The sequence below is a fragment of the Pantoea sp. K16 genome, assembly GCF_048452805.1.
GTDB classification, from domain to species: Bacteria; Pseudomonadota; Gammaproteobacteria; order Enterobacterales; family Enterobacteriaceae; genus Pantoea; species Pantoea agglomerans.
Genome location: NZ_JBLWNV010000016.1, coordinates 26,009 through 45,306 on the forward strand (window position 1 = coordinate 26,009; position 19,298 = coordinate 45,306).

Here is a 19,298-nt window from a genome sequence, read left to right on the forward strand (position 1 = left end):
GCCTAATTACGGTTACGATGGACTTTGATCACATCCGGCATCACGCGAATTTTACGCATGATATTCGCCAGATGGACGCGATCACGTGCGGTCAGGCGGATAAAGGCGCTGTAAACGCGGCCATCACGCTCTTCGGTATTCAGGCTCTGAATATTGGAACCGGCCGTGTTGATTGCCGCCGTCAGGTTAGCCAGTGCGCCCTGATGGTTAAACATGTCGACTTTGATTTCCGCCACGAACTCCTGCTCGGTGACTTTATCCCACTCGACCGGCATGAATTTTTCGGGCTCTTTCTGGTAGCCGCGAATATTCCGACAGGATTCATGATGCACCACCAGCCCTTTGCCGGGACTGACATGGGCAACAATCGGGTCACCGGGAATCGGACGGCAGCATTTGGCGAAGGTAATCAACACGCCATCTGCACCTTTGATCGGCAGTTTACCGCGCTTGCTGTTGCTGCTGATGGCGTTGCTGTCAGCCTGCAACAGGTTCTTTGCCACCACCACGCTCATCGCATTGCCCAGACCGATTTCTGCCAGCAGATCGTCAAGCGAGGTCAGCTTCATACGATCCAGCTCCTGCCTGATATTCTCAGGCGGAATCTCAGCCAGTTTACGGCTGCCGCCCAGCGCATGGCTGAGCAGGCGGCGACCCAGATTGACGGAGTCTTCGCGCTTGAGGTTTTTTAGCAGCTGACGAATTTTTGCGCGGGCTTTGGAGCTGACGACAAAGTTGAGCCAGGCGGCGTTAGGACGGGCGCCAGGCGCGGTGATGATCTCAATCGTCTGACCGCTGGTCAGGGTTTGCGACAGCGGATAAGGCTGGCGGTCAACGCGTGCGCCAACGCAGGCATGGCCGATATCTGTGTGGACCGCATAAGCGAAGTCCACCGGCGTCGCACCGGTTGGCAGTTCAACAATACGGCCTTCAGGTGTAAAGACGTAGATCTCATCGGGAAAGAGATCGGACTTCACGCTTTCAATAAATTCAAACGAACTGCCCGCACTCTGTTGCAGTTCCAGCAGGCTTTGCAGCCAGCGCTGAGCGCGAATCTGTGCGGTGGTGCCACTTTCGCCCGCCTGTTTATAAGCCCAGTGCGCAGCGACCCCCATTTCCGCCATCTGATCCATATCCTCGGTGCGAATCTGTACTTCGACCGGCACGCCGTGCGGACCAATCATTGAGGTATGGAGCGATTGATAGCCGTTCGCTTTGGGGATGGCGATGTAATCTTTGACGCGGCCCGGACGCGGTTTATACAAACTGTGCATCTGGCCCAGAACGCGATAGCAGGTATCCAGATCTTTCACGATGACGCGAAAGGCATAGATATCCATGATCGAGTGAAAACGCTGCTCTTTCAGCGTCATTTTGCGGTAAATCGAGTAAAGATGCTTTTCACGCCCGCTGACGCGGCAGGGAATGCCCGCTTCCTGCAAACGGCCGTCGATCTCAGAAAGAATCTTCTGGATCATCTCTTTACGATTACCGCGCGCGGCTTTCACCACCTCTTTAATGACCCGATAACGGTTCGGATAGAGGGCCTCAAAACCGAGCTCTTCCAGCTCTGTTTTAAGATGATGAATACCCAGGCGGTGCGCCAGCGGACTGTAAATCTCTAACGTTTCCAGCGCGATGCGGCGACGTTTGTCCGGGCGTAATGCGCCGAGAGTGCGCATATTGTGGGTGCGGTCAGCCAGCTTGATGAGAATGACGCGGATATCCTGCACCATCGCCATAATCATCTTGCGGAAGTTCTCTGCCTGCGCTTCTTTCTTGTCGCGGAATTTCAGCTTATCCAGCTTGGAAACGCCTTCGACCAGTTCCGCCACGCTTTTACCGAACAGTTGTTCCATGTCCTGGTAAGTGGCAGGCGTATCTTCGATCACGTCATGCAGCAGCGCGGCCATGAGAGTTTCATGGTCGAGCTTCATTTCCGCCAGAATACAGGCCACGGCAACCGGATGGGTGATATAAGGCTCACCGCTGGAGCGTGTCTGTCCCTCGTGGGCATCACGTGCGACAAGGTAGGCTTGCTGGAGGCGCTTGATCTGCTCCTCTGGCAAGTATTTTTCAATCAGTTGATTGAGACTTTCAAACAGATACAAGGGCGACCTGCAGGTGGCTGTTAACGACGACCTTCAGCGATAGCGGTAACGGCCTGTAACTCAGCGGCTTCCTGCTCTTGCTGTTCCTGACGATCACGCACATCTAAAATCTGATTGGTGACCAAACCTTCTTCGATTTCGCGCAGGGCGATAACGGTAGGTTTATCGTTCTCTTCCGGAACCAGTGGATCTTTGCCGCCTACCTGCATCTGACGTGCACGACGTGCAGCGACCAACACCAGGTCAAAACGATTACCAACTTTTTCTACTGCGTCCTGAACGGTTACGCGTGCCATAGGTGTGCTACTCCACAGATGAAGAAATGACTGCGCATCATACTGAAACTGTATTCAGACTGCCAACAGTTTGCTGATTAAAGCATCGTGACGCGCCTTCTGACGCGCCATACGCAGACGTTCTGCGCGAATAATGGTTTTCAGATCGGACAGCGCCAGATCGAAATCATCATTCACAATTAAATAGTCATACTCGGCGTAGTGGCTCATTTCCGCTACCGCCTGAGCCATGCGACGCGTGATCACCTCTTCGCTGTCCTGGCCACGACCGCGCAGACGGCGATCGAGCTCTTCTTTCGAAGGCGGTAAAACAAAGATGCTGCGTGCGCCAGGCATTTTGGTGCGAATTTGCTGCGCACCCTGCCAGTCGATGTCGAGAAACACGTCAACGCCGGTTGCCAGCACCTGCTCAATAGCATGGCGCGAGGTACCGTAATAGTTGTCGAAAACTTTGGCATGTTCGAGGAAAGCTTCTTCCGCGATCATCTGCTCAAATTCATGCTTCTCAACAAAAAAGTAATGTTCGCCATGGGTTTCACCCGGACGCATACCGCGCGTCGTGTGCGAAACAGAGACCTGCGTATCATACAACGGCTGGGTCTTTAACAGCGCCTGAATCAGGCTGGATTTACCTGCGCCGCTGGGAGCAGAAACAATATAGAGCGTGCCTTGAGCCATGGTTTTCTTGAATTGATTAAAAGCGGAGTCGATTTCCTGCACAGTATACACAGCTTCCCGCCGCCACGCAGCGTTTGCGCAGCGGCAACACCCAACTTTTGCGCATCTTCGCGCAAATCTCTGTCGGACGACTGTAATTATCCCCTGATTGCGACGGCATTCCTTCCATAGCTGAACATCACCTCTGGCTGACGCTGAAGCACTGGTATTGAATGCTGCAAAACGTCAGGAGAGAGATCATGAAAGGATTCGGCTGGCCGCTGTTTGCGGCTGCTCTGTGGATCGTCCTATGGCCTGCGCATAGCGCCCTTTGTCCGGTCTGGACTCCCACCCGGGCGACAGAAGAGATCCGTCGTCTGCAACAGCAGCTGCAGCACTGGGATGATGCTTACTATCGTCAGGGGCAGAGTCCGGTGGCTGATGCAGATTATGACAGTCTGCAGCAGCGACTGAATCACTGGCAACACTGCTTTAACCTTCCGCAGCCCGCTTACGCACCGCAACTGCCGGGTGAGGGTGAGCACCTGCATCCGGTCGCCCACACGGGCGTAAAAAAGATGCGCGACAAGCTGGCCCTGGCTTACTGGATGCAGGGGCGGCACGATCTCTGGGTGCAGCCGAAAGTGGATGGCATTGCCGTTTCCCTGGTTTATCGCCACGGCAGACTGGTTTCACTGTTGAGTCGTGGTGATGGATTACGCGGTGAAGAGTGGCTGGCTAAAGCCGCCTGGATCCCTGCGATTCCGCTGCAGATCGAGACCGGACTTGAAGAGGTTGTGCTGCAGGGTGAGCTGTTTCTGTCGATGACCGGTCATCAGCAGGCGGTTGATGGCGGCAGGAATGCGCGCTCACAGGTCGCTGGCGCCATGATGAGCAAGCAGCGGGTTCCTCTGCTGGACTCGCTCGATATTTTTATCTGGGCCTGGCCAGATGGCCCCGCCACGATGAGGGAACGCCTTCAGCAACTCAGCCGATGGGGACTGGGCGTTGCCGCAAAATGGAGCCACAGCGTTAAAGACGAAGAGGAGGTTGCAGCGTGGCGGGAGCGCTGGTTTCATGCTGCGCTACCCTTTGTCACTGACGGTGTCGTCGTTCATCAGAGCCTGCGACCTGCGGGCAAAAACTGGCTGCCTGGAGAGGGAACATGGGCCGTTGCCTGGAAATATCAGCCTCCGGAAGTCAGCGCTGAAGTGCTCTCCGTCGATTTTCCAGTCGGCCGAACCGGGAAGATAGCCGCGGTACTTAATCTGCAGCCGGTACAGCTGGATGATAAGACGGTCAGGCGGGTCAATGTTGGATCGCTGCGTCGCTGGCAGGAGAGCGATATCGTGGCGGGAGATGTCATCACACTGAGTCTGGCAGGCCAGGGCATTCCCCGGCTGGAGCGGGTGATCTGGCGCGTGGCAGAGCGGCACTATCCTCAGCCTCCCGACGCGTCGCGCTACACGCCGCTGAGTTGTTACACCTTCAGCGCTGAATGCCAGAAGCAGCTACTGGCAAAATTACGCTGGCTCAGTCAGAAAACGGTGCTGAATATTCCTGGCGTTGAGCGCAGCACCTGGCTGCACTTACTGGAAACCGGCAGTATGACGCACCTGTTCGGCTGGCTGACGTTAACACCGGAACAGATCGCCGCCGCAACGGGCCTCTCTCGGGAGCGGGCGGGTCAGCTCTGGCACCGTTTTAATCTCACCCGTCAGCAGCCGCTTCGTCGCTGGGTGGATGCCTTAGGTGTTTCACTGCCGCGGAAGGCCCTCAATGCGCTGCCCGATCAGCAGTGGGAGAGCTTAACGCAGCGGGATGTCAGGGACTGGCAAGCTTTACCGGGTGTCGGTGCGGCGCTGGCAAAGCGCCTGGTTGCGCAGTTCCATGATGCCCGCCTGCAGGCGCTGATCGCTTTTCTGAGACAGCAGGGAATTCCCGCATCCTCAATGCTCGGGATGGGGATAGTTGAAAATCGGCAAACCAAGACGGAAGCGCAGCGCCAGTAAACGCGCGAAGAATCCGAACAGCAGGGTAATGATAATCACCGCTTCATGCGCCAGTGTGGTTTTCAGCAGCAGGATATACATCCAGCCAGAGGCGAAAGCGATACCGGCGTAGAGTTCCTTCTGAAACACCAGCGGAATGCGATTACAGAACATGTCACGCAGTACGCCGCCAAAGACGCCGGTAATGACCGCACTTATCGCGGCAATAATCATGGCGTGTCCTGAATCGAGCGCAACCTGCGCGCCGATAATAGAAAAGACCACCAGTCCTAACGCATCGAGCACCAGAAACACTTTGCGCAGATGCGTCATCAGGGGGGCCAGGAAAGTGGTCACTACCGCCGCCGCTGCAACAATCATGATGTATTCGGGATGTTTCACCCAGCCCAGCGGATAGTGACCCAGCAGGATGTCGCGCACCGAACCGCCACCAATGGCGGTCACGGACGCGATAATGATGACACCGAACAGATCCATTTTGCGACGTCCCGCCGCCAGCGCACCCGTCATGGCTTCAGCAGTAATACCAATAATGTAGAGAACGGTCAGTAACATAGCAGACTCCAGTAAGACGGCGGCAAGACTACGGCATTGCTTGAGAGACGGCGCCGAAGATTTTCTGGCGATCGGCGTCCGGGATGAGCGCAGTTTATACCAGCCAGCGCTGGCGTCATCATAGAAAGACTTTTTTGCGAAGGGACTGCGGCAGGTGATTGAAAAAGTTGAAAGGAAACAACGTACAGAGGGTTTGCGCGTTCCGGCGCGGGGTTTTCCGACCCAGGGCGGGCGGTGAACTGACGACGATCGCCAGATAGCCGCTGGTCGAAAACCAGTTTATACAGGAGATAAAAAAGGGCTGGATGCTGCGGGAAAAGAATCGATCAGGTAAATATTGCGACAGACTAAATAAAAAGAAAAGGCGTGCTGGTTAACAGCACGCCAACGCATCGTTTCGGATGCTCAGAGCCCACCATACAGACTTATTTTATTATTTGTTTCTTGCACGAATTTTAGAAAATGCATTCAGGCTAAAACGGTATTCCGGCTGGAACCATGAACGACCGTAGTAGCAATAAATCAGCATACGAATGGATGCCATCGCCAGGTAACCCCAGATCGCACACAATACTGAAGGGGTCAGCCATACGGTAAATAAGGTGACGGCAAGCCCGGCTAATACCGAGGAGGTTTCAGCAAAAGCGATACGGGTATATTGTTTTTCGCGCTGTAATATCGCACGGTAATGCTGACCCTGTGGGATGATAATAAACACCACTGAGACCATCTGCAGCATTAATGCCAGTTCAGGCTGATCAAAAAGGCTGGTCAGCAGATGGCTGCCAGTAAATAACAGACCAAACACCGCGACCCCCATCAACATATTACCCCAGTAGATCGTGGAGAGGTCATTGATAGAGAGAATCGAGCGGCGGATCAGCGTATTTGAGAAGCCCCGATCGGCCAGAGTATCGATAGCCAGTAAAGCTATCACGGCGATCGCCAGCAGATTGAGCTCATTCGCCTGCAGAATCTGCGCCAGCAACGAGAGTTGTAATACGCCAATGCCAATAATTTTGATTGAAGAGAGCAGAGACCATTTTGCGCCATTCAGACTGCTTTCACGTATTGCCATAATATACTCGTTAGAGTCCATCGACTCTGTGAGAATTAAATAGTTGTGTAACGGCAAGGAGAGGTTGCTGTAACACCGTTTGTTAGTGCAATTTTTCCGGCCGAAGTCCTGAAAACGCTTTACAGGCTTGCCATGTTATTATGGATTCAATCAAATGATGCCTGGATAAAAAAGATATCCCTGGTAAAATCGCTGTTTCGTGTCATGGCGGAATTCCCTTCAGCGAATAAGAATTCCGCCAGATCACGAATAAATCCTGTTGTAGTTTTATATTCTCCTGCCAGCATCCTTGCGGCAATCTCAACGCATTCTTTTTCTGATAACAAAGGATACGTTGAGCGGTCCATGACTTTTTTCCTGCTTTATCATTATGGGTATTGCTGTGTGTGGAATGATTTATACATTGTTTTATTTAATTTAACACCATAAGAAAAGTCTGATTACGTGACCACAGAAATAAATGGTTTCACTTTATGCATGATAAATATTAAATCCTCAGCAGATTGCTAATAAACGATTGTTAATGATTAATGTATGGGTCAGTTAGAAATTGTTTGTGCGGCAAACCAGGAGGCCCGAAATCAGAGGGGGTCGCCTGCCTTTCAGAGGATTTTGCCAGGATTTTTCCTGGCAGCGATGCTTAAGCAGGGTTGGTGATAAATGCGTAAGGATGATGAGTAATCAGATAAGCGCTTTATGCTTTATCGTCGAAAGTTTTTCTATTTTTTTTCATTAACGGCCAGTGATAAATGCAGAGAAAAAGGCGCGCTAAGTCATTGATTTATTGTGTAAGAAGCTGGTTGAGTTTCTCAAGATCGTTGCTAACCCATTCAATATCCTGCTTAAATTTCTCATCTGAAGTAAATGGCTGGCGATAAACCGTTACCATCACCTCGGCGCCCTGTTCGTTTGCTATCACGCGCATCGGTACGTAGATCTCCTTTCCCGAGCCGCTATCAATCCAGTGATCCATTACCCCAAACGGATTATGTGGCGAGAACCGGATCTTCACATTGCCCTGGGGGCCTTTAGCACGCCAGCGATTGCCATCGGGTTCTAACGCACTGTGCGTCAGCCCGGAAGCCCACTTTGGGAAAAACTCTGGCTTCCAGATGGTTTCATAAAGATCTAACCAGTGACGTGGAATCGTCAGGCTCAGAGTGCGAGAGGAGAGCATGTAACCTCCGGTGAATAAGCTAAAAAGGCATTAAAGCATGTGGTCAGGCTTGTTAAAACGTTGTAACAGCAGAAGTGTGGTGTTGAAAGGGTTTCGTACAAATGGCAGACAACGGATGATGCTGTCTGCCACTGACTCAGATGAAATTGCCGCGCGCAGAAACCACATGATCTTCGCTATGGCCGTTAGCGTGCCGCAGAACAAAGCCGTCCGACTGCGCCATCACGGCACAACTGTGATTAGGGAAAATACGCAGCAGCGTGCCGACTTCAGGGCGGCGATCCTGATAAAGCAGAAAACCGTGCTCCTCAGATAATTTTGTCACTTCATAAGTCTGACCCGCTTCGTCGGCTGCCACACCAAAGCCGCTGGCATTGGTGCCGTGTGGCCCTTTATCCGAACTCAGCATTTTTGACCCGGCATCCACAATCGCGAAATGATCGTTCACCGCCACGACACGGGTAATGACGCTCATTGCCAGCTGATCGACGTGACTTAATCCGAGACGGCAGGCGGTAAGGTCCAGTAGTGCATAGTTTCCTGGCCGGATTTCATTAATGCAGGGTGCAATCTCTGCTGCCAGCGCCGTAGGCGTTGAACCTACAGAGAGAGGGCAGTCGGTAAAACCAGCCGCCTGCAGTTTTGCCTGTACTCGCTGCATCAATGCCGTTTCCTGCCGGGCGACATCCGCAATGGCCGCGGCATTCCCGGCACCATAAGCGTGGCCAGCATGTGACACTAATCCGGCAAAGCGTAACCCTTTGTCCTGCAGCGCCTGAGCAATCAGCACCGCTTCATCTGTATCAGGATTGACACCTATCCGATGTAATCCAACATCAACCTTAATCGCTACCGCCAGGTCGCATTCCGGTTGCTGCTGGCAGGCATCAGCAATAGCCGCCACGCCCTGCAGTCTGTCCGCAATCAGGGTGAGCTTTGCCTGATGAAGCACGGCGTGGCGCAGCAATTCAGCCACGCTTTGCGGTTGCACAATCGGGTAGGCTAATAGCAGATCACGAACACCGCCCTGAATAAAGCTGATGCCTTCGCTGGGCTTAGAGACGGTAACACCCTGTGCACCGGACGCGATCTGACGCTGCGCAATCCAGACGCTTTTATGCGTTTTGATATGGGGTCGCAACGCGACGCCTGCCGCACTGGCTTTGCGCTGCATATGCTGCAGGTTCTGCTCCAGGCGCTCTGCATCCACTTCAATATAGGGCGTAAGGCGATCATCAATCAGCGGACGCTGCCACTGCTGTGTATCGTTGATATCCATAAGATTGTCCGGCACTGACGAGGTAAGGGGATTCATCATTCCTTAATTATCTCTTTGATACCAGCCTGCCGGAAGCAGACAGGTGTGCTGAACAGCAGAAACTGCAGGGGTAGCTATAACGGCAGAGGCAGTATGAGAGCACAGCAAACGGGGATGAGAGAGTGGACGTAAAGCAGATGTCGTTCAGCGGATTAAAACAACAAAGCAGGCACGAGGCCTGCTTTATCAGTTAACTCAGACGTAGAGCGACTTTTCACCCGGTGGCCGGGTTTTGAAGCGACGATGCAGCCAAAGATACTGTTCGGGTGCGCGAAGGATCTGATTTTCGATCACTTTGTTCATATAAGCAGCAGCAGCAGCCTCGTCCGTATGAGGATAATTTTCCAGCATCGGTTCGATGATCAAATGGTAGCCATCATTTCCTGGATTACGAATCAGCATAATTGGCACCATCGCTGGCTTCGCCAGACGCGACAGAACAAAAGTCCCGTTAGTCGTGGCGGCTTTTTCCACCGCAAACAGCGGCGCAAAGGTGCTGCCTTTAGGGCCGTAATCCTGGTCAGGCGCAAACCAGACCGATTCACCCTGTTTCAGGGCATTAACCATACCGCGTAGATCACGACGGTCGATCATCGCTTTATTTGAGCGCATCCGGCCTTTAGTCTGCACATACTCCATCGCCTGGTTATTGTGTGGGCGATACATCGCCATCATTGGCTGACAGAGTCCGCTGATGCGGCCGCCCAGCTCCAGTGACATGAAATGTACACCAATCAGCATCACGCCTCGCTTTTCTTTCTGCGCGGCATGCAGGTTTTCCATTCCCGACACTTTAAACAGACGTCTTACCGCACGGTCAGACCAGAACCAGGCAATACCGGTTTCAGCCAGCGCCATCCCAAGCGACGCGAAATTGCCGGCAATCATATGTTCTGTTTTTTCTTCGCTGATGCCCGGAAAGCAGAGTTCGATGTTACGACGGGTAATACGCTCGCGGCGCTGCAGGAAATGGCGAGAGATTTTGCCGGCACCGGCACCGAGACGCATAAGAACAGGATAGGGGAGCTGGACCAGCAGCCAGAGTACGCCAAGGCCAAACCAGGTAAACCAATAACGCGGATGCAGCAGCGAACTGCTAAATTTTCCGGTGTTTTTCATTAACAACCTTCATGGGATAGAGGGATGCATCGCACAAAGAGCACTTCCATGAGTCTTAAGGCGGTACAGCTGTACTGATTTCGACCAACATTTTATCAAAAAGTGCCTTCAAATAAAGGTAAAGTCAGGAGTCGACAGGATTGACCTGTTTCATGGATATGCAGCAAAACCGGCTATAAAAATACATTAATCCGATAAAATTATTATTTTTCAACTAGTTAATCTTGGTCTGGGAGAAGCTTTAATTGTAAGCGAGGCCGTTTCAGGAACAGTCTGGAAATGATTATTTATTTATCTTTACCTGATTCTGATGCTGGCCGCGCTGAAAAAGCGATCAATTCGCGGAAGGAGCTAACTCTTTAAGTGCTGACAGCGCCTGAGAGGGGAACAAAGCGCCACTGCGAGCGCTTTGGTGAGTGGATATTACCCGATATTCTGAATCCAAATGGTAACTTTAATTAAAACCTATAAAAATTAATGGTTTACTTTGATTTTTATGACGGTTTACTATTCTGCCCATCAATCCACTATCCAATGAGCATAGCTACAAGCTCATCAGCTTACTGGCTTGATGGTTGTCGTAAATCTTTCACCTTTGACCAGTTCACCAGAAGGTTTTCGATAGTAAGACTCGCCATCAAGACGGTAGTAAGTGTAACCATCCTTTGTCTTAGTGATTTCCATGATCCAGGTTGACTTGTCTATACAATTTTCTTCTGTTTTCATGTCGTCGAAGCATAATAAGTAATCAGTATCATGGTCTGGAAAAACACCTGAGTTCCTGGGAGCGCGCTTTTGATACTTCCCATCAAACTTCCAGATTGAAACATTGTAAGTTTCAGGGGAAGAGATGGTTTTAACTCCATTATTATCCCACCACTCGATTTTATCGCTATCAGTGAAAGGGATATTTTTAACTAATAATTCTTTATTAGCTTCAGAACCATGAATTGCAAGCACCTTTGGAGAACTAAAGAAGCTTACGTAAAACAATAGTAACAATGCCAATGCCACAATAAAAATAATAATCTTTTTAATTCGCATTAGTTTCTCCTGCTATTTATTTCAAACTCAGCTTTCATATTGGTTAAAAAAGGCTTAAAAGCAAAATATTCCCATCTTTGAAGGATAAACCATATACGAAAGGCTCTGATAAAATGAAATTTAGGATTCTGGATGTCAGTTTTATCGAGACCGAAATGATCTTGCCCTGTAAAAGTTATTTTTGCGATATAACCATTATCAGTTATATCGAGCTGGTTTATCAGTATGTTTGTAGCATGAATATCATGTATCGACATACCTAATCCATTGAAACTGTCAGCCCAACGGTTAAACTTAGGAAGTATAGAATTGCCTATAGCTTGTGTTATTAAATCTTTATCTGTAACTGATAAGCTTTTTTGTCCATCAACAATAATTTTATCTAATGAAGATTTGATTACTGTAAGTGGTGAGAGTGGCGATGTTTGACCATCTAATATTAGCGTCTTATATGCACTATCAAGAAAGGGACTGGAATAGCTTTTTCCGTTACCGTGATAAAGATGCTTTACGAGATTGTTGAATATTTGATGTTGCCCAAGGTAATATGCAGGCATAGAAAGGCGAAGAAACTCATTGAAAAGAAGTTCAGCCATTTCCGTTCTGGATTTTCGACGGGTATCCTGGAAGGCGTTAAATATTGATACTTCCTTTCCAGTCCAGGGATCGACGACATTTGAAACATCATCCAGGCCTAAATTACTTCTCAGGTGTTTTTCAGTAAAATCTCCACACTTCATATCATCAGTGCTGTAATCGTTAAACTTGTGCTTCGTTTGAAAAATGGTGGCAGGAAACTTCAATGCTGGCATGATGACATCCTTGTGATATTAATGTTTCATCCTGAAAAAATCATGTAATTAATCGAATGCTAAATTATTTTAATATCGACATATCTGTAAAATCCAATGCTTCTTTGTTACAGCCCTGTTCATATAACTACCAGTCGCAGGTATTAAGCAGACTGATGTAATACTAAACGGCATGGTCGGAAAAGTGAAGGCGTGTAAGTCCCACCTTTTATTATGACCAATGACTATCCCTGACCTCACAGGAAAAAATGTTACCCATATAACTGACCTGTTAAACCTGACTCAGGACTACACCATTCTGACTATTCATTTATAGCTGGTTAAGCAGACGAGTTCCCCACTTTACTCCCAAAACCAGTGAACTTTGACAGGGGAATATGGGCATCATGGAAAAGTAAAAAAGCCCATTTAACATGGGCTTGTGGGATGTTCTGTGCAGGTGTGAAAACTTACTCGATATTCTGAATCTGCTCGCGCATCTGCTCAATCAGCACCTTCAGTTCAATGGCTGACGTGGTGATTTCGGCGTTGATCGACTTCGAAGCCAGCGTGTTCGACTCACGATTGAACTCCTGCATCATAAAGTCGAGACGGCGGCCAACTGCTTCTTTCTTTTTCAGGATGTTGTAAGTCTCTTTAACGTGCGCATCCAGACGATCCAGCTCTTCAGAAACGTCAACACGCTGCGCCATCATCACCAGTTCCTGCTCAAGGCGATTGTTTTCCAGCTGGACTTCAGCATCTTCCAGTTTGGCGACCAGCCGCTCACGCTGCCATTTGATCACCTCAGGCATCTGCGCACGCACTTTGCTGACTTCCTGCGAGACGCCTTCCAGACGCTGCTCAATCATCGCTTTCAGGGCGGTACCTTCGCTTTCGCGTGCCGCAATAAAGTCATCAAGCGCACCATCCAGTGCCTGCAACAACTGGGTGTTGATGGCATCCAGATCCTGTTCCTGCGCAGACATCACACCCGGCCAGCGCAGAATATCCAGCGGATTAATCGCGCCTTCGTCGCTCTGCATTTTTACCCAGTTGGCAGCCTGCACCAGCTGTTTCGCCAGCGTTTCGTTGAGCATCAGTTCGCCCTGTGCGCTGGGATCGGCATCATAACGGAGGTTGCACTCAATTTTACCGCGCGTCAGACGCTGGCGAATGCGCTCGCGGATAACCGGCTCCAGCCCACGAAACTGTTCCGGCAGGCGGATGTAGGTTTCCAGATAACGCTGGTTCACGGAACGCAGCTCCCAGGCGGCGCTGCCCCATTCGCCTTTGGCTTCGCTGCGGGCATAAGCGGTCATACTGCGGATCATAAGCGGTACTCAATTTGCGGATAGATGGGTGAAGTATAGCGAGGCGAGCCACGGCATAACAGGCATAAGCGTCGCACAGGAAAATAACGAACCATTTCCGCTTTCAGCGACAGCCACTTATGATGACCATTGACCCTTTGTGAGGATGACTGATCTATGTCTCGCGTTATTGCCCTTCCTGTTGTGATGGCTCTGCTGCTGGCAGGTTGCCAGGCACGCCACTCGCCGCCCACTAAACCGCAACCTATCTGTGCGGGTGGCGACATGATGATGCAGACCACGTTGTGGTTTGGACTGAGCAAGCCTGATGGCGGCAGGGTGAGTTCACTCGACTGGATGAACTTCGTGGATAATGAGGTCACGCCACGGTTTAAAGCGGGCCTGTCGGTCTATGATGCCAAAGGGCAATGGCTGGGCGAGAACGGTCAGCTGGCACGGGAGAACAGTAAGGCGTTGATGCTGATCCACGGGATCGACCCCGCCACCAACGTTGATATTGAGGCGTTACGCAGCCTCTATAAAAAACGGTTTGGTCAGGAGTCGGTTATGCGGGTGGATGCACCCGTCTGCGTCGGATTCTAAGGCGAAAGCGGGCGGCAGAATTGCCGCCCGTTGAATAATCAGATAAACAGACCGGCAAAGGCTGCGGAGAGCAGACTGACCAGCGTGGAGCCATAGACCAGCTTCCAGCCAAAACGGGAAACCACATTTCCCTGTTTCTCATTCAGTCCTTTTATTGCGCCTGCCACAATGCCGATAGAGGCAAAGTTAGCGAACGAGACCAGGAACACCGACAGAATACCCAGCCCACGCGCACTCATGCCCGCCGCGACTTTCTGCAGTTCAATCATCGCCACAAACTCATTCGCCACCAGTTTGGTTGCCATGATGCTGGCCGCCTGCAGGGCATCGGCTTTGGGAATGCCAATCAGCCAGGCCAGAGGATAGAACAGGTAGCCGAGCAGTTGCTGGAAGCTGTAGCCGAACACCGCCGCAAACAGCGCGTTGACGGCAGCAATCAGCGCAATAAAGCCAATCAGCATGGCCAGAATAATCATCGCGACTTTGAAGCCTGCCAGGATGTATTCGCCCAGCATCTCAAAGAAGCTCTGCTCTTCATGCAGTTTATCCAGCGCGATAGGCTGCTCATCCTGGCTTTTCATCGGGTTGATGATCGACAGGATAATAAAGGTGCTGAACATGTTAAGCAGCAGTGCCGCAACCACATACTTCGGTTCGATCATCGACATATAAGCACCGACAATCGACAGCGAAACGGTAGACATCGCGGTCGCTGCCATGGTGTAGAGCCGGCGCGGCGGGATATCACCCAGAATCCCTTTATAAGCGATGAAGTTTTCCGACTGCCCAAGAATCAGCGTGCTGACGGCGTTGAACGACTCCAGCTTGCCCATGCCGTTAATCTTCGACAGCAGCGTCCCGAAAATACGGATCAGCAGCGGCAGGATGCGCCAGTGCTGCAATATGCCGATCAGTGCCGAAATAAAGACAATCGGGCAGAGCACGCCAAGGAAGATAAATGCCAGCCCCTGTTTGCTCATTCCGCCAAACACGAACTCCGTGCCTTGTGCGGCAAAACCCAGCAGCGTCTCAAAGAAACCGGCGAACGAACCGACCAGCGCCAGACCTCCGGCAGAGTGAAGGAAGAACCAACCCAGCGCGGCTTCCACCACAATCAGTTGAATAATAAAGCGCAGGCGAATCTGTTTACGGTCATGACTGACCAGCAGCGCAAGGGCGAAGATCACCACCAGCGCCAGCAGGAAATGAAGAATGGCGGCCATATGTCTTTTTTATCAGAGAGAAAGGAACGCGCATTTAGCCACAGCTGGCGGGGAATTTCATCTGATGCCTGCGTCAGACCAGCGTAAGAGACAGCGGACAAGGAAGTCCGTATAATGCGCAGCCAATCATTAGCAAGCCGGAGAATACCCATGCGTCCAGCAGGCCGTAGCGCACAACAGGTGCGTCCAGTCACATTGACCCGCAATTACACCAAACACGCAGAGGGTTCCGTTCTGGTGGAATTCGGCGAAACGAAAGTGCTTTGCACTGCCTCGGTAGACGAAGGGGTTCCGCGTTTCCTCAAAGGCCAGGGCCAGGGTTGGGTAACGGCCGAATATGGCATGCTGCCGCGTTCGACCCACAGCCGTATGGCGCGTGAAGCTGCAAAAGGCAAGCAGGGCGGACGTACGCTGGAGATTCAGCGTCTGATCGCCCGTTCACTGCGCGCCGCGGTTGATCTTAAAGCGCTGGGTGAATTTACCATTACGCTCGACTGTGACGTAATTCAGGCTGATGGCGGCACTCGCACCGCATCAATCACCGGAGCCTGCGTGGCGCTGGCTGATGCGCTGAACAAGCTGGTGGCCAGCGGCAAACTGAAAGCGAACCCGATGAAGGGCATGGTCGCGGCGATTTCAGTGGGCATCGTCAAAGGCGAAGCGCTGTGCGATCTGGAGTATGTTGAAGACTCAGCCGCAGAAACCGACATGAACGTCGTGATGCTGGAAGATGGCCGCATGATCGAGGTGCAGGGCACTGCCGAAGGCGAACCGTTCAGCCATGAAGAGTTGTTAACGCTACTGGCGCTGGCTCGGGGCGGAATTGAGGAATTAATTCAGGCGCAGAAAGCAGCGCTGGAAAATTGATGTAACAGGCGACCTCAGAGTCGCCTTTTCTTTATTTGAGGAGTGAGAAATGAAAGCCTGGCAGCGTCAGTTTATTGAATTTGCCCTGAACAAGCAGGTGCTGAAGTTCGGTGAGTTCACTTTGAAGTCCGGGCGTAAAAGCCCCTATTTCTTTAATGCTGGTCTGTTTAACAGCGGACGGGATTTAGCGCTGCTGGGACGCTTCTACGCGCAGGCGCTGGTGGATGGCGCTGTTGATTTTGATCTGCTGTTCGGCCCGGCCTATAAAGGCATTCCGATTGCCACCACCACGGCGGTGGCGCTGGCGGATCATCATGACCGCGATGTGCCTTACTGCTTTAACCGTAAAGAAGCGAAAGATCACGGCGAAGGTGGCCTGCTGGTTGGCAGTTCGCTGCAGGGCAAAGTGATGCTGGTGGACGATGTGATCACCGCAGGCACCGCGATTCGTGAGTCGATGGATATTATCGGTGCGCACAACGCCACTCTGGCAGGCGTGCTGGTCTCGCTTGATCGTCAGGAGCGTGGACGCGGAGAAATGTCGGCGATTCAGGAAGTGGAACGTGATTACGGCTGCAAAGTGACCGCAATTATTACGCTGGCAGACCTGATTGCCTGGCTGGAAGAGAAGCCTGAGATGGCCGATCATCTGGCTCAGGTACGTGCCTATCAGAAAGCGTACGGGATTTAACAGAGGCGGGCGCAATGCCCGCCTTCTTTTACGCTTTACGCCAGCTGCGCGGCAATCAGCGGCCAGCGAGCCTCAAAGTCTGCGGTAGGACTGAAACGAAACTCAGAACGGACATACCGTGACAGTAAACCCTCACAGAAAGCCAGCAACTGACTTGCCAGCAGCGCCTCATCAGCCTGAAAGGCTTCGCCCTCGCGCATTTTCCGTTCCCGCATCACCTGCCGCAGCTGCACTTCAATCCGCTCAAACAGCTGATTGATGCGTCCCTGCAGTCGGTCCTGCTCAAACATCAATGCATGGCCGGTCAGAATGCGCGTCAGTCCCGGATTACGCTCACCAAATCCCAGAATCAGTTGCACGATCAGACGCAGACGCGTCATGGTCTCTTTTTCATCCTTGAGGATCAGATTGATGCGGGTAATCAGACTGTCTTCGATAAACTCAATCAGGCTATCGAACATTCGTGTTTTACTCGGGAAGTGACGATACAGCGCCGCTTCGGAAACGCCCACCGTGGCTGCCAGTTTGGCTGTGGTAATGCGCTGACTGCCATCACCCGACTCCAGCATCTGCGCCAGCGCCTGCAAAATCTCTTCGCGACGATTCCGCTTCGCGACTTTTTTTTCTGCCATGACCTTAAAGACCCCTGAAATTCACCTAAAAACAGGCAACACCTACGCATCTGCCACAGGAACGCGTCCTGTGGCGATGAGGAAAAAATAACGGGCGTAAGTGAAAGTCGGTAATGCGGGTTACTGGCGACCGGAGTGGCCGAAGCCGCCTTCGCCGCGCAGGCTGGCGTCGAAATCTTCGACCAGGTTAAATTCCGCCTGCACCACCGGTACAAAGACCAGTTGTGCCATGCGATCGCCGGGCTGCAGCGAGAAGCTTTCCTGGCCGCGATTCCAGACCGAGACCATCAGCTGTCCCTGATAGTCGGAGTCAATCAGACCCACCAGGTTGCCCAGCACGATGCCATGTTTATGGCCAAGGCCTGAGCGCGGCAGGATCACAGCGGCCAGATCGGGGTCGGCAATATGAATTGCCAGGCCGGTCGGAACCAGCGTTGTGGTGCCTGGTGCGATGTCGAGAACATCATCAATGCAGGCGCGTAAATCTAACCCAGCGGAACCTGAAGTCGCATAGGTCGGCAGTGGAAACTCTTTGCCGACGCGCGGATCCAGGATTTTAACGTCTATTTTTTTCATCATAACGGCTGACAATCTCGTCTATTAATTGTTGGCCAAGGAGAGACTTATCGCTGAGCGGTAAGCGTTTTTCTCCATCCTGCCAAAAAAGGTGAAGAGCATTGGTGTCGCTATTAAACCCCTGTCCGGCTTTAGCGACGTCGTTAGCGCAGATCAGATCCAGATTCTTGCGCACCCGTTTTTGCCGGGCGTATTCTTCCACATTCTGTGTTTCAGCAGCAAATCCAACGACGAATGGCCGGTTTTCCTGAAGTGCAGCGACGCCGGCAACAATATCGGGATTCTTTACCAGGTTCAGCGTGACGTTATCATCGCCGCCCTGTTTCTTGATTTTATCGGCCGCAATATCGGCTGCCCGGTAGTCTGCCACGGCTGCGCTTGCAATGAAAATATGTTGTTTATCTATCTCACTCATGACGGCGGCCTGCATCTCCAGCGCGCTGGTCACATCAATTCGCCGCACACCCGCTGGCGCAGACAGGTTGACCGGGCCGCTGACCAGCGTGACCTGTGCACCGCGTCTGGCGGCGGCGGCGGCAATAGCAAAGCCCATTTTGCCGGAGCTGTGGTTAGTGATGTAGCGCACCGGGTCCAGCGCCTCACGGGTAGGACCGGCGGTAATCATAATGTTGAGATGTTGCAGATCGTTGACGGGCGTAGCCCACTGCACCGCATGGTCAACAATCACCAGCGGGTCGAGCATCCGGCCCGGCCCGACATCGCCGCAGGCCTGGCTGCCGCTGTCCGGTCCCCAAATCAGCACGCCACGCGCCTGCAGGCTCTGCAGGTTATGCTGGGTCACCGCCGCACGATACATCTGCTGATTCATAGCGGGCACCACTGCCACGGGTGAGGCCGTCGCTAACACGGCGGTCGTCACCAGATCGTTTGCCATACCGGCAGTAATACGGGCAATCAGGTCAGCAGTGGCCGGTGCCAGCACAATAAGGTCGGCCCATTTTGCCAGTTCAATATGACCCATCGCCGCCTCCGCTGCCGGATCAAGCAGATCGTCAAATACCGGATAGCCGGAGACAGCCTGCAGGCTGAGCGGAGTAATAAATGCTTTCGCACCCTCTGTCATCATCACGCGGACATCAGCACCGCGATCGCGCAGGCGGCGCACCAGCTCAGGTGCTTTATAAGCAGCAATACCGCCGCTCACGCCAAGAAGAATTTTTTTGCCGGCTAATCCCATCATGATGTTGGCCTCACTAAGCTCTCTGCCGCTCGCG

Annotated in this window: 20 protein-coding genes; 4 read left to right on the forward strand and 16 right to left on the reverse strand. The window is 52.1% G+C overall.

Annotated features, from left to right (window positions below; translation table 11 throughout):
• Nucleotides 1-2: 2 nt before the first annotated feature.
• From spoT to gmk, 3 genes are read right to left on the reverse strand one after another with little or no spacing between them, the layout of a single operon-like run.
• Entirely contained in the window at nucleotides 3-2,111 is a 2,109-nt protein-coding gene (spoT, locus tag ACK13D_RS19080) for a bifunctional GTP diphosphokinase/guanosine-3',5'-bis pyrophosphate 3'-pyrophosphohydrolase (protein ID WP_010258411.1), read from the reverse strand.
• Nucleotides 2,112-2,131: 20 nt separating this feature from the next.
• Nucleotides 2,132-2,407, reverse strand: coding sequence for a DNA-directed RNA polymerase subunit omega (gene rpoZ / locus ACK13D_RS19085; protein ID WP_003851346.1), 276 nt, complete (start codon nucleotides 2,405-2,407; stop codon nucleotides 2,132-2,134).
• Between the two features lie 54 nt (nucleotides 2,408-2,461).
• Entirely contained in the window at nucleotides 2,462-3,085 is a 624-nt protein-coding gene (gene gmk / locus ACK13D_RS19090; protein ID WP_010258405.1) for a guanylate kinase, read from the reverse strand.
• 239 nt (nucleotides 3,086-3,324) lie between these two features.
• Here gmk and ligB point away from each other — a divergent pair, with 239 nt between their 5' ends.
• Complete coding sequence (ligB, locus tag ACK13D_RS19095) at nucleotides 3,325-5,076, forward strand: NAD-dependent DNA ligase LigB (protein ID WP_346550638.1); 1,752 nt, start codon at nucleotides 3,325-3,327, stop codon at nucleotides 5,074-5,076.
• On the opposite strand, the gene ACK13D_RS19100 is transcribed toward ligB, so the two are convergent.
• From ACK13D_RS19100 to ACK13D_RS19140, 9 genes are all read right to left on the reverse strand, one after another.
• Nucleotides 5,014-5,631 carry a trimeric intracellular cation channel family protein gene (locus tag ACK13D_RS19100; protein WP_010258398.1) on the reverse strand — a complete coding sequence of 206 codons (618 nt, stop codon included), beginning with the start codon at nucleotides 5,629-5,631 and terminating at the stop codon, nucleotides 5,014-5,016. The genes ligB and ACK13D_RS19100 overlap by 63 nt on opposite strands.
• A 433-nt stretch (nucleotides 5,632-6,064) precedes the next feature.
• On the reverse strand, nucleotides 6,065-6,709 hold the full coding sequence (locus tag ACK13D_RS19105; protein ID WP_010258395.1) for an oligosaccharide flippase family protein: 645 nt from the start codon (nucleotides 6,707-6,709) through the stop codon (nucleotides 6,065-6,067).
• A gap of 146 nt (nucleotides 6,710-6,855) precedes the next feature.
• Nucleotides 6,856-7,056, reverse strand: a complete 201-nt coding sequence (locus ACK13D_RS19110) for a hypothetical protein (protein ID WP_010258393.1) — start codon at nucleotides 7,054-7,056, stop codon at nucleotides 6,856-6,858.
• Between the two features lie 434 nt (nucleotides 7,057-7,490).
• Nucleotides 7,491-7,886 (reverse strand): hypothetical protein, encoded by a 396-nt coding sequence (locus ACK13D_RS19115; protein WP_010258391.1) that lies wholly within the window; start codon nucleotides 7,884-7,886, stop codon nucleotides 7,491-7,493.
• Nucleotides 7,887-8,022: 136 nt separating this feature from the next.
• Nucleotides 8,023-9,165 (reverse strand): alanine racemase, encoded by a 1,143-nt coding sequence (locus tag ACK13D_RS19120; protein WP_061902121.1) that lies wholly within the window; start codon nucleotides 9,163-9,165, stop codon nucleotides 8,023-8,025.
• Nucleotides 9,166-9,399: 234 nt separating this feature from the next.
• On the reverse strand, nucleotides 9,400-10,323 hold the full coding sequence (gene lpxP / locus ACK13D_RS19125; RefSeq protein WP_022624898.1) for a kdo(2)-lipid IV(A) palmitoleoyltransferase: 924 nt from the start codon (nucleotides 10,321-10,323) through the stop codon (nucleotides 9,400-9,402).
• 555 nt (nucleotides 10,324-10,878) lie between these two features.
• On the reverse strand, nucleotides 10,879-11,367 hold the full coding sequence (locus ACK13D_RS19130; RefSeq protein WP_346550639.1) for a DUF943 family protein: 489 nt from the start codon (nucleotides 11,365-11,367) through the stop codon (nucleotides 10,879-10,881).
• Nucleotides 11,367-12,179, reverse strand: a complete 813-nt coding sequence (locus ACK13D_RS19135; RefSeq protein WP_163799706.1) for a DUF3289 family protein — start codon at nucleotides 12,177-12,179, stop codon at nucleotides 11,367-11,369. Before ACK13D_RS19135 ends, ACK13D_RS19130 begins: the two co-directional genes overlap by 1 nt.
• Before the next feature lie 449 nt (nucleotides 12,180-12,628).
• Nucleotides 12,629-13,492: a YicC/YloC family endoribonuclease gene (locus tag ACK13D_RS19140; RefSeq protein WP_010258384.1), complete on the reverse strand. Its 864-nt coding sequence runs from the start codon at nucleotides 13,490-13,492 to the stop codon at nucleotides 12,629-12,631.
• A 156-nt stretch (nucleotides 13,493-13,648) separates the two neighbouring features.
• Here ACK13D_RS19140 and ACK13D_RS19145 point away from each other — a divergent pair, with 156 nt between their 5' ends.
• Complete coding sequence (locus tag ACK13D_RS19145) at nucleotides 13,649-14,074, forward strand: DUF3574 domain-containing protein (RefSeq protein WP_010672099.1); 426 nt, start codon at nucleotides 13,649-13,651, stop codon at nucleotides 14,072-14,074.
• 38 nt (nucleotides 14,075-14,112) lie between these two features.
• On the opposite strand, the gene ACK13D_RS19150 is transcribed toward ACK13D_RS19145, so the two are convergent.
• Nucleotides 14,113-15,297, reverse strand: coding sequence for a NupC/NupG family nucleoside CNT transporter (locus ACK13D_RS19150; protein WP_031591888.1), 1,185 nt, complete (start codon nucleotides 15,295-15,297; stop codon nucleotides 14,113-14,115).
• Between the two features lie 150 nt (nucleotides 15,298-15,447).
• Between ACK13D_RS19150 and rph the strand changes: the two genes are divergently transcribed.
• Nucleotides 15,448-16,164 (forward strand): ribonuclease PH, encoded by a 717-nt coding sequence (gene rph, locus ACK13D_RS19155; RefSeq protein WP_010258378.1) that lies wholly within the window; start codon nucleotides 15,448-15,450, stop codon nucleotides 16,162-16,164.
• A gap of 49 nt (nucleotides 16,165-16,213) precedes the next feature.
• A complete protein-coding gene (pyrE, locus tag ACK13D_RS19160) occupies nucleotides 16,214-16,855 on the forward strand; it encodes an orotate phosphoribosyltransferase (RefSeq protein WP_010258375.1) in 642 nt (213 codons plus the stop codon).
• A 35-nt stretch (nucleotides 16,856-16,890) separates the two neighbouring features.
• On the opposite strand, the gene slmA is transcribed toward pyrE, so the two are convergent.
• From slmA to coaBC, 3 genes are all read right to left on the reverse strand, one after another.
• Nucleotides 16,891-17,487 (reverse strand): nucleoid occlusion factor SlmA, encoded by a 597-nt coding sequence (gene slmA, locus ACK13D_RS19165; protein WP_010258372.1) that lies wholly within the window; start codon nucleotides 17,485-17,487, stop codon nucleotides 16,891-16,893.
• A gap of 120 nt (nucleotides 17,488-17,607) precedes the next feature.
• Nucleotides 17,608-18,066: a dUTP diphosphatase gene (dut, locus tag ACK13D_RS19170; protein ID WP_022624903.1), complete on the reverse strand. Its 459-nt coding sequence runs from the start codon at nucleotides 18,064-18,066 to the stop codon at nucleotides 17,608-17,610.
• Nucleotides 18,044-19,264: a bifunctional phosphopantothenoylcysteine decarboxylase/phosphopantothenate--cysteine ligase CoaBC gene (gene coaBC / locus ACK13D_RS19175; RefSeq protein ID WP_029519510.1), complete on the reverse strand. Its 1,221-nt coding sequence runs from the start codon at nucleotides 19,262-19,264 to the stop codon at nucleotides 18,044-18,046. Before coaBC ends, dut begins: the two co-directional genes overlap by 23 nt.
• Nucleotides 19,265-19,298: the final 34 nt, after the last annotated feature.

Coding starts and splice junctions, on each gene's coding strand:
- ACK13D_RS19105 (WP_010258395.1), bottom strand. CDS start 6,709: ATGGCAATACGTGAAAGCAGTCTGAATGGCGCAAAATGGTCTCTGCTC.
- ACK13D_RS19150 (WP_031591888.1), bottom strand. CDS start 15,297: ATGGCCGCCATTCTTCATTTCCTGCTGGCGCTGGTGGTGATCTTCGCC.
- ACK13D_RS19140 (WP_010258384.1), bottom strand. CDS start 13,492: ATGATCCGCAGTATGACCGCTTATGCCCGCAGCGAAGCCAAAGGCGAA.
- dut (WP_022624903.1), bottom strand. CDS start 18,066: ATGATGAAAAAAATAGACGTTAAAATCCTGGATCCGCGCGTCGGCAAA.
- slmA (WP_010258372.1), bottom strand. CDS start 17,487: ATGGCAGAAAAAAAAGTCGCGAAGCGGAATCGTCGCGAAGAGATTTTG.
- gmk (WP_010258405.1), bottom strand. CDS start 3,085: ATGGCTCAAGGCACGCTCTATATTGTTTCTGCTCCCAGCGGCGCAGGT.
- ACK13D_RS19115 (WP_010258391.1), bottom strand. CDS start 7,886: ATGCTCTCCTCTCGCACTCTGAGCCTGACGATTCCACGTCACTGGTTA.
- ACK13D_RS19130 (WP_346550639.1), bottom strand. CDS start 11,367: ATGCGAATTAAAAAGATTATTATTTTTATTGTGGCATTGGCATTGTTA.
- rpoZ (WP_003851346.1), bottom strand. CDS start 2,407: ATGGCACGCGTAACCGTTCAGGACGCAGTAGAAAAAGTTGGTAATCGT.
- ACK13D_RS19120 (WP_061902121.1), bottom strand. CDS start 9,165: ATGGATATCAACGATACACAGCAGTGGCAGCGTCCGCTGATTGATGAT.
- lpxP (WP_022624898.1), bottom strand. CDS start 10,323: ATGAAAAACACCGGAAAATTTAGCAGTTCGCTGCTGCATCCGCGTTAT.
- ACK13D_RS19145 (WP_010672099.1), top strand. CDS start 13,649: ATGTCTCGCGTTATTGCCCTTCCTGTTGTGATGGCTCTGCTGCTGGCA.
- ACK13D_RS19135 (WP_163799706.1), bottom strand. CDS start 12,179: ATGCCAGCATTGAAGTTTCCTGCCACCATTTTTCAAACGAAGCACAAG.
- coaBC (WP_029519510.1), bottom strand. CDS start 19,264: ATGATGGGATTAGCCGGCAAAAAAATTCTTCTTGGCGTGAGCGGCGGT.
- ACK13D_RS19110 (WP_010258393.1), bottom strand. CDS start 7,056: ATGGACCGCTCAACGTATCCTTTGTTATCAGAAAAAGAATGCGTTGAG.
- ligB (WP_346550638.1), top strand. CDS start 3,325: ATGAAAGGATTCGGCTGGCCGCTGTTTGCGGCTGCTCTGTGGATCGTC.
- rph (WP_010258378.1), top strand. CDS start 15,448: ATGCGTCCAGCAGGCCGTAGCGCACAACAGGTGCGTCCAGTCACATTG.
- pyrE (WP_010258375.1), top strand. CDS start 16,214: ATGAAAGCCTGGCAGCGTCAGTTTATTGAATTTGCCCTGAACAAGCAG.
- ACK13D_RS19100 (WP_010258398.1), bottom strand. CDS start 5,631: ATGTTACTGACCGTTCTCTACATTATTGGTATTACTGCTGAAGCCATG.